Source organism: Streptomyces sp. MspMP-M5, assembly GCF_000373585.1.
Classification (GTDB): Bacteria; Actinomycetota; Actinomycetes; order Streptomycetales; family Streptomycetaceae; genus Streptomyces.
The window spans coordinates 1-11,783 of sequence record NZ_KB891893.1 but is presented as its reverse complement, the minus strand read 5'-3'; the positions used below and the strand labels follow the sequence as shown (position 1 = coordinate 11,783).

General features: G+C 70.0%; 13 protein-coding genes. 3 read left to right on the top strand and 10 right to left on the bottom strand.

The annotated features are described in order from the left end of the window. Positions 1 to 82 precede the first annotated feature (82 nt). Positions 83 to 1,882: an NAD+ synthase gene (locus tag B073_RS0118480; protein ID WP_018539568.1), complete on the top strand. Its 1,800-nt coding sequence runs from the start codon at positions 83 to 85 to the stop codon at positions 1,880 to 1,882. Between the two features lie 83 nt (positions 1,883 to 1,965). Here the strand turns inward: B073_RS0118480 and B073_RS40350 are convergent, their stop codons facing one another. The 10 genes from B073_RS40350 to B073_RS46480 form a co-directional block, all read right to left on the bottom strand. Next, a complete protein-coding gene (locus tag B073_RS40350) occupies positions 1,966 to 3,138 on the bottom strand; it encodes an MFS transporter (RefSeq protein ID WP_018539567.1) in 1,173 nt (390 codons plus the stop codon). A gap of 97 nt (positions 3,139 to 3,235) precedes the next feature. Further along, positions 3,236 to 4,450, bottom strand: coding sequence for an MFS transporter (locus B073_RS0118470; RefSeq protein ID WP_018539566.1), 1,215 nt, complete (start codon positions 4,448 to 4,450; stop codon positions 3,236 to 3,238). A gap of 183 nt (positions 4,451 to 4,633) precedes the next feature. Then, positions 4,634 to 5,188 (bottom strand): GNAT family N-acetyltransferase, encoded by a 555-nt coding sequence (locus tag B073_RS0118465; RefSeq protein ID WP_018539565.1) that lies wholly within the window; start codon positions 5,186 to 5,188, stop codon positions 4,634 to 4,636. Then, positions 5,185 to 5,808 carry a lasso peptide biosynthesis B2 protein gene (locus tag B073_RS40345; protein ID WP_018539564.1) on the bottom strand — a complete coding sequence of 208 codons (624 nt, stop codon included), beginning with the start codon at positions 5,806 to 5,808 and terminating at the stop codon, positions 5,185 to 5,187. Before B073_RS40345 ends, B073_RS0118465 begins: the two co-directional genes overlap by 4 nt. Continuing rightward, positions 5,805 to 7,490, bottom strand: a complete 1,686-nt coding sequence (locus tag B073_RS40340; protein ID WP_234025118.1) for an albusnodin/ikarugamycin family macrolactam cyclase — start codon at positions 7,488 to 7,490, stop codon at positions 5,805 to 5,807. Before B073_RS40340 ends, B073_RS40345 begins: the two co-directional genes overlap by 4 nt. A 92-nt stretch (positions 7,491 to 7,582) precedes the next feature. Then, on the bottom strand, positions 7,583 to 7,699 hold the full coding sequence (locus B073_RS45775) for an albusnodin family lasso peptide (RefSeq protein WP_018539562.1): 117 nt from the start codon (positions 7,697 to 7,699) through the stop codon (positions 7,583 to 7,585). 210 nt (positions 7,700 to 7,909) lie between these two features. Beyond that, positions 7,910 to 8,065, bottom strand: a complete 156-nt coding sequence (locus B073_RS46490; protein ID WP_018539561.1) for a hypothetical protein — start codon at positions 8,063 to 8,065, stop codon at positions 7,910 to 7,912. Between the two features lie 211 nt (positions 8,066 to 8,276). Next, positions 8,277 to 9,161, bottom strand: a complete 885-nt coding sequence (locus B073_RS0118440; protein WP_018539560.1) for an endonuclease/exonuclease/phosphatase family protein — start codon at positions 9,159 to 9,161, stop codon at positions 8,277 to 8,279. A 295-nt stretch (positions 9,162 to 9,456) separates the two neighbouring features. Further along, on the bottom strand, positions 9,457 to 9,648 hold the full coding sequence (locus B073_RS46485) for a hypothetical protein (protein WP_158690154.1): 192 nt from the start codon (positions 9,646 to 9,648) through the stop codon (positions 9,457 to 9,459). A gap of 625 nt (positions 9,649 to 10,273) precedes the next feature. After that, a complete protein-coding gene (locus tag B073_RS46480; RefSeq protein WP_018539558.1) occupies positions 10,274 to 10,420 on the bottom strand; it encodes a hypothetical protein in 147 nt (48 codons plus the stop codon). Between the two features lie 778 nt (positions 10,421 to 11,198). On the opposite strand from B073_RS46480, the gene B073_RS40335 reads away from it, so the two are divergent. Further along, positions 11,199 to 11,645, top strand: a complete 447-nt coding sequence (locus tag B073_RS40335; RefSeq protein WP_078508065.1) for a helix-turn-helix domain-containing protein — start codon at positions 11,199 to 11,201, stop codon at positions 11,643 to 11,645. Beyond that, on the top strand, positions 11,638 to 11,783 hold a 146-nt coding region (locus B073_RS47975), incomplete at its 3' end, for a transposase (protein ID WP_234025110.1). The genes B073_RS40335 and B073_RS47975, both read left to right, overlap by 8 nt.

Sequence of the window (11,783 nt, the reverse complement as noted above, 5' to 3'; positions counted from 1 at the left end):
GGCCCGGCCGGACCGGTGCCCGCATCGCTCGGGCCGGGCCGCGGCACCCCCATTGCGTCAGAAAGACGATTAGACTGGCGGGGTGCCTCAACTTCGTCTCGCCCTCAACCAGATCGACTCCTGCGTCGGCGACCTCGCCCGGAACGCCGAGACGATCGTGCACTGGACCCGGCACGCCGCCGGCCAGGGCGCGCACCTCGTCGCGTTCCCCGAGATGGCACTGACCGGCTACCCCGTCGAGGACCTCGCGCTGCGTCCGTCGTTCGTCGAGGCGAGCCGGGCCGCGCTGTCCGAACTGGCCGCCCGGCTGGCCGCGGAGGGGCTGGGCGACGTCCCGGTCGTCGTCGGCTACCTCGACCGCTGTCCGCAGGCGCTGCCCCGCTACGGCCGGCCCGCCGGCGCCCCGCAGAACGCCGCCGCGGTGCTGCACCGGGGCGCCGTCGCGCTCAGCTTCGCCAAGCACCACCTGCCCAACTACGGCGTCTTCGACGAGTTCCGCTACTTCGTCCCCGGCGACACCCTGCCGGTCGTCCGGGTCCACGGCGTCGACGTGGCGCTGGCCATCTGCGAGGACCTCTGGCAGGAGGGCGGCCGGGTGCCGGCCGCGCGCCGCGCCGGCGCCGGGCTGCTGGTGTCCGTCAACGCCTCACCCTACGAGCGGGACAAGGACGACACCCGGCTGGAGCTGGTCCGCAAGCGGGCCCAGGAGGCCGGCTGCACCACCGCCTACCTCGCGATGATCGGCGGGCAGGACGAGCTGGTCTTCGACGGCGACTCGATCGTGGTGGACCGCGACGGCGGGGTGATCGCACGGGCCCCGCAGTTCGCCGAGGGGTGTGTGCTGGTCGACCTGGAGCTGCCCGCCGCCGCGCCGGAGGCGCCGTCCGGGGAGCTGGACGACGGGCTGCGGGTGGACCACGTCGTGCTCTCCGCCGGCCCCCCGGTGCAAGCCCCGGCTCCACCGGAGCGGCTGACGCCGCGCCCTCCGTCTCCGTACCCGCCGCAGACCCTCGGCGGGCAGGCCGAACGCCTCGACGACCTGGAGGAGATCTACACCGCCCTGGTCGTCGGGCTGCGCGCCTATGTCGCCAAGAACGGCTTCCGCAGCGTGCTGCTGGGGTTGTCCGGCGGCATCGACTCGGCGCTGGTCGCCGCGCTGGCCTGCGACGCGGTCGGCGCCGAGCAGGTGCACGCGATCGCGATGCCCTCGCGCTACTCCTCCGAGCACTCGATCGGTGACGCCGCCGAACTGGCCCGGCGTACCGGGCTGCACTTCCGCACGGTGCCGATCGGCCCGATGTTCGACTCCTACATGGCGGCGCTGGGGCTGACCGGGCTCGCCGAGGAGAACCTCCAGTCGCGGCTGCGCGGCACGCTCCTGATGGGCCTGTCCAACCAGGAGGGCCACCTCGTCCTCGCGCCGGGCAACAAGTCCGAGCTGGCGTGCGGCTATTCGACCCTCTACGGCGACTCGGCCGGCGGCTACGGCCCGATCAAGGACGTCTACAAGACCGTCGTCTACGAGCTGGCGCGCTGGCGCAACGAGGCCGCCGCCGCCCGCGGCACGCCCCCGCCGATCCCGGAGCACACGATCGACAAGCCGCCCAGCGCCGAGCTGCGGCCCGGCCAGGTCGACACCGACTCGCTGCCGGACTACGCGGTGCTGGACCGCATCCTGGAGCTGTATGTCGACCGCGACCGGGGCCATGCGGAGATCGTGGCGCAGGGCTTCGACGCGGCGCTGGTGACCCGGGTGCTGCGGCTGGTGGACCACGCCGAGTACAAGCGCCGGCAGTACCCGCCGGGCACCAAGATCTCCGCCAAGGGCTTCGGCAAGGACCGGCGGCTGCCGATCACCAACCATTGGCGCGAGGGCGCCTGAGGTTCCGGAGGCGGGGGCGGCGGGGCCGGTACGGTCCGTTCCGTACCGGCCCCGACTCGTCGGTACCGGTCCGCCGCACGGCCCTAGCGGCTGACGGCGTCCGTCGTGGGCGCGGACGCCGGTGCGGCCTCCGGCTCCGGCTCGCCGCCGCGGGCCACGATCCGGGCGGGGTCGGGTGCGCCGCGGTCCAGGAGGCCGGCCGCCACCGCGACGACCAGGCCGGCGGCGGCCAGCACCGCACCGGCCAGGGTCGGCGAGGTCCAGCCCCAGCCCGCCGAGAGGACCAGGCCGCCGATCCAGGCGCCGCCGGCGTTGGCGAGGTTGAAGGCCGACTGGTTCGAGGCGGCGGCCAGCGTCGGTGCCTGCCGCGCCTTGTTCATCACCAGCATCTGCAGCGGGGTGGTGGTCAGGAAGCCGATGCCGCCGACGAGGACGACGGTGACCAGCGCCGCCCACTTCACGGAGGCGGTGAAGTGGAAGGCCGCCAGGACCAGGGCGAGCGCGCCGAGGGAGACGTAGAGGGTGGGGCGCAGCGCCCGGTCGGTGAGCGGTCCGGCGGCCAGCGCGCCGAGCGTCATGCCGATGCCGAAGAGGGCGAGGACCAGGGGGACGGACCCGGCCGCGAAGCCGGTGACCTCGGTCATCATCGAGGCGAGGTAGCTGTAGACGGCGAAGATCCCGGCGAAGCCGAAGACGGTGGTGAGCAGGCCGAGCAGCACCTGGCGGTCGCCCAGGGCGCGCAGTTCGCGGGCCAGGCCGGTGTGCCGTTCGGCCGGCAGCGGCGGGATCAGCCGGGCCAGGGAGGCCATCGCGACCAGGCCGACGGCGGCCACGACGAGGAAGGTGGCGCGCCAGCCGAGGTGCTGGCCGAGCAGGGTGGCGGCCGGCACGCCGACGATGTTGGCGATGGTCAGGCCGAGGAACATGGTGGCCACCGCACGGGCCTGGCGCCCCTCCTTCACCAGCCGGGCGGCGACCACCGCGCCGACGCCGAAGAACGCGCCGTGCGGCAGCCCGGCCAGCAGCCGGCCGGCGACCAGCAGGCCGAAGCTGGGGGCGAGGGCGGAGGCGAGGTTGCCGACCGTGAAGACCGCCATCAGCGCCACCAGCATCCGCTTGCGGGGGACGCGGGAGCCGAGGGCGGTCAGGAGGGGTGCGCCGATGACGACGCCGAGGGCGTAGGCGGAGACGAGGTAGCCGGCGGTGGGCACGGAGGTGCCCAGATCGTTCGCGACGTCGGGCAGCAGGCCCATCATGACGAACTCGGTTGTCCTGAGTTAAGCACACAGGTGCCCGAGCCAACCAGCCTTGATCAAGCCGCCTGGGCGCCTACTGGCGCCCAGACGGCGATCCTCATGCGGAGACGTGCGCTTCCTGGCTCTCCCGGCTGTCGCCGCGGGCGACAACCCTGGAGATCGATCCCGTGGTGCGCCGGTCCAACATCCCCGCGGCCAAGGCGACGCCAAGGCCGACCGCCGCGAGGGCAGCGCCGACCAGAGCCGGTGACGTCCACCCATAGCCAGCCGATACGACGAGGCCGCCTGCCCATGCTCCACCGGCGTTGGCAAGGTTGAACGCCGACTGGTTGGACGCGGAGGCAAGGCTGGGCGCGTCCTGCGCCTTCATCATCACGAGCATCTGAAGCGGGGTGGTTGTCATGAAGCCGACGACACCGAGAACCACGACGCCGAGGTACATGGCCCACGCAACGTGCACAGCCCAGTTGAACGCCAGCAGGGCCAAGGCGAGGGCGGCCAGCGAGCCGTACAACGTGGGCCGCAGCGCGCGGTCGGTGAGCGGGCCGGCAACCAGCGCGCCCAGCGTCATACCGACGCCGAAGAGGGCCAGGACGATGGTGACGCCCGACTCCGAGAGTCCCGTCACCTGGGTGACCATCGAGGACAGGTAGCTGTAGACCGCGAAGACGCCGGCGAAGCCGAACACCGTCGTCAGCAGCCCCAGGAGCACCTGCCGGTTGCCGAGTGCGCGGAACTCGGACCGGAACCCTGCCTGCTGATCCTTTGCGATGGGCGGAACCAGCGCGGCGAGCGAGACCATGGCGATCAAGCCGATTCCCGTGACCACGAGGAATGTGGCGCGCCAACCGAGGTGCTGGCCGAGAGCGGTCCCGACCGGGACGCCGACGATGTTGGCTACGGTCAGCCCGAGGAACATGGTGGCCACTGCGCGCGCACGACGCTCCTCTGCGACCATCCGGGCAGCGACAACGGCCCCGGCGCCGAAGAACGCGCCGTGCGGAAGGCCGGCCAAGACACGGCCGATGATCAAGGTGCCGAAGTCCGGCGCGATCGAGGCCACGAAATTGCCCAGGGTAAAGAGGCCCATGAGCAGGATGAGCGTCAGCTTTCGCGGCAGCCGGGTGCCTAGCATCGTCAGCAGTGGGGCGCCGATGACGACGCCGAGTGCGTATGTGGTGACGAACCAGCCCGCGGTGGGGACGGTCACCCCGAGGTCAGACGCTACGTTGGGCAAGAGGCCCATCATGACGAATTCTGCGGTGCCTATTCCGAATGCGGCGACTGCAAGGGCGAGCAGGGCCAAGGGCATAGCGCGGTGGTCCTCCGACGAGGTGTGCGAGCGTTTGGTGGAAGTGCGGCCGACGGCATTGTCAGGCACGAAGAAGGCCGGTGCGTGAACACACCGGCCCTAGAGGCTCTCAAATATAGCCACAGCCCGCACATCGGTATTCCCGCGCGCAGCTCGTGGTCTGTGCCACTTCGATCCGGCGCGCTATTCGGTGATCACGGAAGGCCCGACGAGGTCTTCGGGGAGGGCATCCATGATCAGCTCGTCGGCGGGCTTCCCGAGCCAGAACCCGGTTTGCCGGAGCCGGCCGGCGCGCTGGAACCCAGCCTTCTCGTAGGCGGCGATGCCGGCATGGTTGGGTTCGAGAACTTTGAGCCAGACCGTGCGTAGGGCGCCGATGTGGAAGGCCCAGTCGAGGGTGAGGCGGGCGGCTTCGGTTGCGTAGCTCTTGCCGCGTTCGTGCGGGGCCAGCATCATCACGAACTCGGCGGTCCGGGTGACCTGGTTGATGTGGAGCGTGGTGAGACCGATGGCCGTCTGCTCGTCGGTGCGGACGACTTCGAACTGCGGTGAGCTGGAGCTCTTGCGGAGGCGTTCCCAGCCGGCAACGCGGGATTCCCAGGACTGGGGGAATTGGGCGCCGTAGCCGAGAAGAGTGCGGTAGTCGGTCTCCCACCGGTGATATTCCGGCAGCATGTCCTCGCGCGGCAAGCCCAGGGCGAGGCGCTCGCCGGTCAGCACGATGTGCGGGTCACTCACGTTGCGTTCTCCCTCCGGGCCCGGCAGGCGGGGCCGGGGCCGTCTGGCGTGTATGTAGCGGTGTAAAGCAAGGTGTCCTCGGGTTCTTCGACGGGTCTCCCTCGGGCGTCAACGAGCCAGGCGTGCAACCGTACGGGGTCGGTGGCCAGGCCGTGGCGCCATTCGGCGCGGCGGCCGGCGAGGGCGAGTAGAGCGGTGGCCGCGACGGACTCCTCCAAACAGGCCCAGGCGGTGGGCATAGCGTAGGAGGCCCGGCGGACGGCACGGACGGCGTACTCAGCCTGGATGCGAGTCGCGGGGACAAAGTGCCGTCCGGATCGGGCGAGTTGTACGAGGCGGCGGAAGCGCCGGCGGCGTGGGCCGCAGGCCCGTACGGCGGCGGTGAGGAGTACCGCCGGGATGGCGGCCAGGCGCCAGTGCAGGGGCGTGTAGCCGTTGGGGGTGAGTGTGGCGCGTGCTTCCGTTGTGCCCCAGGTGGGAGCGGAGGGCCTGATGTGGACGATGGTGCCGGTAACGGGCTGGCCGTTCAGCCGTCGCATTTCGGTGTTGCCGGTGTCGTAGTTGATGATCACGCGGGCGCTGGCGGTGATGGCGACGACGGTGTGTGCGGCGGCGTTCATCGGCGGCCTGCCGGGGCGGGGGTGGTGTCGTGCCATCGGACGGCTGATGTGCGGTCGATGGTGGCGAGCCACTGCTCTGCGGCCAGCGTGGGGAGGAGCCGGGCCCAGTTGGTTTCCGCGCCCATCGCCGCGGCGTGGATGGTGGTGCGGAGGGGGGCGGGATTGATGAGGCCGCGGGCAGCGAGTTGGCCGTCGGTGAGGTCGAGGACACGCCGGAGGTTGGCACGGAGGCCGTGGTGGAACGAGGAGGTGAAGGTGCCTTTCGTGGCGCGGTCTCGGTGAAGTGCAGGGAGCAGGTCGCCCACGGCATCTACGAGGAGCGGCTTGTAGCGGTGTGCGGAGAACCGGGCTTCGGCGGGGGCGGCGGCAACGGCGGTGAGGACCGCGCCGTCGAGGTAGGGGTTGTGGAGTTCGATGCCGACGTCGTCGCAGAGCTGGGCATCGGCGTGGGCGGTGCGTGCGACGGTGCGCATGGAGGAGATCAGGGCCTGTGTGGCGTTTCCCGAGCGCCAGCGGGGTTCGGGGGTGTCGGGTGTGAGCCACGGCGGGCGGGCCAGCCAGGGGCGTGCGATGCCCTCGGTGTCACCGCGGAGCGCGGCGGTGATGAGCGGGCCAGGAGCTTGGCGCCGGAGGCGTGCCCAGGCCAGGGCGTCGCGCATGAGGGGGAGCCAACGCCGGTCGTGGGCGAGGTCCACAAGGTGTCGTGGTGAGGCCAGGAAGAGGTGGTCGCCGCCATCGCCGGTGAGTTGCCGGACAGTTCCTTGGGCCTTTGCGAGGCGGAGCTGGGCGGAGAGCATGGCCCATACGGCGGTGGAAGGCGGCGGTTCGTCAGTTGCCGGCATCGGCGTGATGGCGGGTGCGAACGGCAAGTGGGCCGCTTCAAGAGGGAATTCGATCTTGGTTAGGCCCGGTACACGCAGGGCTCGGGCATAGTCGAGGTCCCCGCCTTCAGTGTGGCCGAGGGGGTAGGCGGTGATGGCGGTGAGGGGGCGGTGGCGGGCTGCGATGACGGCGAGGGTGGTGGAGTCCATGCCGCCGAGGTCGGTGGCGGATGGTGTGTCTTCGACGCGGGCGCGGACGCCTTCAGTCAACGCGTGGCGAAGGCCACGAAGGGCCTCGGTGCGCGGGCGGGGCGTGGGGGACGACCACCACGGTTGCAGGAATCGGGAGCCGCCCGCGGCGAGCGTTAGGACGTGACCGGGCGGTACGGGGCGAACGCCTTCCCAAGGGCTACGGTCGTCCCTCGGTGCCGCGGTGTCCCAGAGGTAGGCGGCGAGCCAGTCGGTGTCCACTTCCCCGCCGGTGAGGGGGGCGAGGGCGCGGGCGCTGGAGCCCCACACGATGCCGTGGGGGGTGTGGGCGGTGTAGAGGGGGCAGGCGCCAGTGGGATCGGTGACGATCTCCACAACCGCGCGGGCGGTGAAGCGCACTGCGGTGTACGAGCCGGGCCAGTGTCCGACGGCTTTGGCAAGGTCGGGGGCGGTGAGGGCCGGGGCGAGGTCCTGCTGGGTCGCGGCGCACGGGCCGATGACGGCCAAAAGCGCCGTTCTGCTCTTGGCCATCCGTATCAGCGGGGTCGGCCATTTGCCCACCATCCATAATCGGGGCTCGCTCCAGAGCACCCGGGCGCCTTCCGGCGCGAGCTGCGGGCCCTCCGGGGCGCATCCTCCAAACCAACGCATGGTCATGGCCACCTCTTTCAGCAGTGTTGGGGGACGAGAGGGGCGGCCCCCGCGCCTAAGGCACGGGGGCCACCGCGGTGATGTGGTGGCGATCAGTCGTACGGTGCGCGCTTGTTCTCCACGCCCTGGTCCTCACCGCCACGCGTGAGCGTGGCGGCGTCGCCGAGGTTGATCACGTCCGGCTGGTCATCGACCTGCGCCGGCTTCATCTGCGTGTCTCCGTTCTGATGAGTCAACGTCCCTACCTCCTCTCGGTGTTGTCGTTGGGTTGGGGAAGCCGCCTTCGTACGGTCGGGTTTCGCTGTGCCGGCCGCAAGAGGGCGGGGTCTGTGGTGGCTGGCGCGTGACGGCAGCCGGGAAGCTGCGGCGCCGAGGCGTGTGATGGTCATCGGCACCGGGTCGAAGGGCGCGGGTAGCCGCTATCCGCCGTACCAGCGGCCTTCCCTGTAGCCCTTCTCGTCCAGGTGGGTGGACACCCCTCGCTGCTTCTCCTTCGGTGTGGAGGCGCCGTCGTTCTTGGCGTCGCGATCCCGGCGCCCCTTGGCGGCGTCCACCGTCTTTTTTTCGTTGCCCATGTGCTGTTCTCTCGTCTGAAAACCGTCATTACTTGGCCCTCCCTCGGGACACGCGGCTGCTTTGGGGCCGTACGCCTCGGGGTCGGGGCTGGTGCCGCCCCCGCTGGGCTCCGAACGAGGTGCCGTGCGGTGTTCGGGTATGCCGGGCTGGGGCGGAGTCTTGGGTGCCGGGCCGTGGTGCGGCCGGCGGCTGGTGTCGTACCGATCGGCGCTAAGCGACCGCGGCGACGTCCGTTGCGTAGAGGAGGCGTTCGAGTTTGCGGCGGTCGAACTTGGCGATCACCAGCGCGTGATCGGAGGCTTTGCGGGTGTCTTCGGTGTCGATGACCTGCACGCTGGTGAGGGCAGCGGCGATGCCGCCCGTGCCGTACATGCGGTCAATGCGCTGCGGGCCGCCTTGCAGGGGCTTCTCATGGCCGGCGGTGGCGGCGAGAGCCTGGTCTTGGCTGAGGTGGTTGTAGGCGTAGCGGGCGAGATCCACGAATCCGGCGGCGGTGAGCACGCGGTCGGGGCGGGTGTCGCTGAGGAGCTTGCCGCCGTCGAGGTAGGTGCGGGCGGCGATATGAGCACGGTCTGGCACCGACGGCCAGTGGGGGAGTTTGTTGGGCTCGGGGATGTGTGGGTAGCTGTTGCAGTCACCGCCGACCAGGCTGATCATGCCGGGTTTGCCGAGTGTGATGAGGCGGCGAGCCTCGGTAAGGCGGGTCTCCGGGTCATGGCTACACAGGTGGAACGACGCCAACGAGATGAGTATGGGGCAGTCGCCGAGCCGGACGACGACGTTGCACATGGGGTGCCACCACAGGGTTTCGTGGTGGTACTGAGCTACGGGCTTGAACAGGTCGGGGCCGATGAACAGGCCGCAGGCGTTGGGGCTCTCGGGAGTGGCCGCAGCGATGAAACCGCGCATGCCCAGGGCGCTTTCGGCAGCGAAGAGGCGCCGCCGACCGTCTGCATGACTGTGCGTCATTTCCTGGCGTAGCACGATGTCCGGCCGATGGGAGTGCAGGATCTCGTGGGCGAGCTGCCAGCGCCGGCCGTCCAGTCCCCCATCGTGCTCGATGTTCCACTGGGCGACGGTGATGATCTCGGTCATCGCCTTCCTCGGTTCGTTGCTGTCGTGGTGCGGCCCTAACCCGGACGGCCGCCATGGGTGTGGAGCGTGTGGGGCGGCTGCCTGCCCACAGACATGAGTGCGGCGGGCAGCCGGTGAGAGGAGGCACGTGCGAAGGAGTGGGGTACTCCGAGCCGTCCCGGCCGCCGGCGGGCGCTCCCCCAGGAGTTGCTGGCGGCGCAGATACTCGGCGGCCAGGGGCCGTAGTGGCTTCCCCGACCGCGGAGCAATCCGTGCGGCGATGGCCGCTGGCGGAGCAAGGCGGCCATCACGGGTGCTACACCGGTTGTTTCCCCAGGCCCAGGGCAGTGAGGATCGTGGTGCGGTCGTTGGGGTCACGTAGGCGCCTGTGCACCAAGTTGCGGACGGCGGCCAGCTCTTTGGGCGTGCACTCGCGGGTCGTGGGCAGCTCGGTCCAGGGCGACTTGGCCTTCTTCTTCACAGGCCGGCCCCCGCGTGAGTCGGCCACCAGACATTGGTGAGCTGAACTGCCTCCGCGGAACGGAGGGAGAATTCGGAGGCGATGTAATAGGGCCGCGCGGGGCTGACTGCATGCCCATCGAACGGCATGCGCAGAGCCAGCACGTGATCAGGCAGCGGGTCCCGGTCGTACGTCGGCCGCTGGAGAACCCCCGGGGAGGCTGACGGAGGCGGTGGCGGGGAGAGCCAGCTACTGGCACGCCGGTGAAGGGTGCGCAGACGTTGGCGGAGGGGTTCCCCTAACCAGATGAACAGGCAGGCGATAAAGTCACGCATTGCGTTGTCATCCCTTGAGTCGGGTGTGGTGGCGTTCCGCCTCGGCGGCCGGGCCAACGGCCGCCGAGGCACTGCGAGCTATGGGTTCAGCGCCTCCGTGTGAGGTACGGGGCGGCCGCTGTGGCGCATGTCGCCAGGTGGCCGGGGGGGGCCGCAGCATGCGCGGGATCATCGGTGAGCTTCCGCGTGATGGTGCCGGATGAGGACGTTGGAGTCGCTTTCGGCGCTACCGTCGCCCCGCCGGATCGCGTTCGCGCGATCCTCGTGGAGCATGGCGCACCAGTCGCAGCCGGCGACGGGGGCGGGGACTTCCCGCCAGCCTGGCAGCGCGGGGTGAGTCATTCCGAATGGCCTCCGAGCTGTTCTCTGTGCTTGTTGATCGCTTCGTTCAACCTCGCGGCCTCCGTCAAGAGGTCTTCGACGGTGGGGCGCACCGGCTCCTCCTGCCCGGCGGAGACACCGGCGGTCGGCGTGTCACCGGTCACCAGCTGTCCCCTTCCGAGGTGCGCGCGGCCCTCCGTCGCACCACCCGAATCTCGACAGCGTCGTCGGCCGGCCATTCCCTGAAGCCGTGGTCGCGCAGCCAGGGGACACCGGCACAGATGTCCGTCACGATGGCGGTACGCCCGGGGGCGTACTCGACCACGTCACCGACTCCGAGCGGCTCCGCGCTGCCCCCCGGCGGACCGGCCGAGGAGGTCACGCCATGCCGCCGTAGACGAGCCACGTCTCCCAGGCGCTGGCGTCCCAGGTACGGAGATCGCCCCTCCGCGCCTGAAACTCCCTCGCCTCCTTCGGCGCGGGCTCAACATTGGCGGGCTGCCGCGCGCCCGCCGGCTGGGGGCGCGGACCCGCGGTGGACGATCGACGCAGAGGTAGTGCAGGGGGCATGTTCGACCCTCCAGACGAATCACTGCTGACGCGGTCCCGCCCACAACGGGAGCGTGTGCAGCACCGCTTAACTGCCGCGGAGGCGCGAGTCCCTGTGCTGGCAGCACTGCCGTCTCAGGACCTCCGCTGCTTCCCGTGCCGCATGAATGGCAGGCAGGCAGCGCAGGCGACGTAGAACTGCGAGCCCGATTAGAGCTGCTGGAGCCGTCGCGCCTTCCGTTGAAGAGAGTGCATCTTCCAGACCTCAACTCGCAAGCTTGGCACCGGAATTCGCTAGAGAATGCACCCGAGACCTATCGACTTGCGCACCAGACGGGTGCGAAACTGCACCCGGGCCGTTCCACGAGCACCTTGGGGGTGTCAAACAGCACCATGCCGAACGTCAGAGCAGTGCCAACTCTCCGCCGGCGACGACTCGGTGAGGCTCTACGCAAGTACCGAAACAGCGTGAACATGAGCCTCGGAAGCGCCGCCGCGGCAATGGGTTGGGACGAGAGCAAGCTGTCTCGCATCGAGAACGCAAAGGCGCGTCTGCGCCCACAGGACGTGCAACCACTCCTGAAGGTGTATGGCGTCGAAGCCGTGGAGGTTGTCGAGCCGCTGGAGGGACTGGCCAAGGACGCCGGTAAGCAGGGCTGGTGGCAGCCGTACGGTGACGTGGTTGCGAACGGTTACAAGGACTACCTGACGCTGGAGTCGGACGCTGAGTGGGCGGTTCGTGAGTCTTTGAGTCGTTCTGTGGTCGCCCGATGGTGTGAGGTGTGGGCGGAATCCGCGGGTCCGTCGTGTGGGGTCTGCTGGGGTTGGCGGGGTGAGTGAACGCAAGTCATATCCCAGCGACTTATCGGACGGGCAGTGGTCGTTGATCGAGCCGGTGATCACCGCGTGGAAGGACCGGCACCGCTCGGTCAGCGGTCATCAGGGCGCCTATGCGATGCGGGAGATCGTGAACGCGAT

Bases quoted from the DNA above. Each gene is read 5' to 3' on its own strand.
- B073_RS0118440 (WP_018539560.1), bottom strand. From the start codon at position 9,161: ATGACCGAGATCATCACCGTCGCCCAGTGGAACATCGAGCACGATGGG.
- B073_RS0118470 (WP_018539566.1), bottom strand. From the start codon at position 4,450: ATGCCCTTGGCCCTGCTCGCCCTTGCAGTCGCCGCATTCGGAATAGGC.
- B073_RS40350 (WP_018539567.1), bottom strand. From the start codon at position 3,138: ATGATGGGCCTGCTGCCCGACGTCGCGAACGATCTGGGCACCTCCGTG.
- B073_RS45775 (WP_018539562.1), bottom strand. From the start codon at position 7,699: ATGAAGCCGGCGCAGGTCGATGACCAGCCGGACGTGATCAACCTCGGC.
- B073_RS40345 (WP_018539564.1), bottom strand. From the start codon at position 5,808: ATGAACGCCGCCGCACACACCGTCGTCGCCATCACCGCCAGCGCCCGC.
- B073_RS40335 (WP_078508065.1), top strand. From the start codon at position 11,199: ATGCCGAACGTCAGAGCAGTGCCAACTCTCCGCCGGCGACGACTCGGT.
- B073_RS46490 (WP_018539561.1), bottom strand. From the start codon at position 8,065: ATGGGCAACGAAAAAAAGACGGTGGACGCCGCCAAGGGGCGCCGGGAT.
- B073_RS40340 (WP_234025118.1), bottom strand. From the start codon at position 7,490: ATGCGTTGGTTTGGAGGATGCGCCCCGGAGGGCCCGCAGCTCGCGCCG.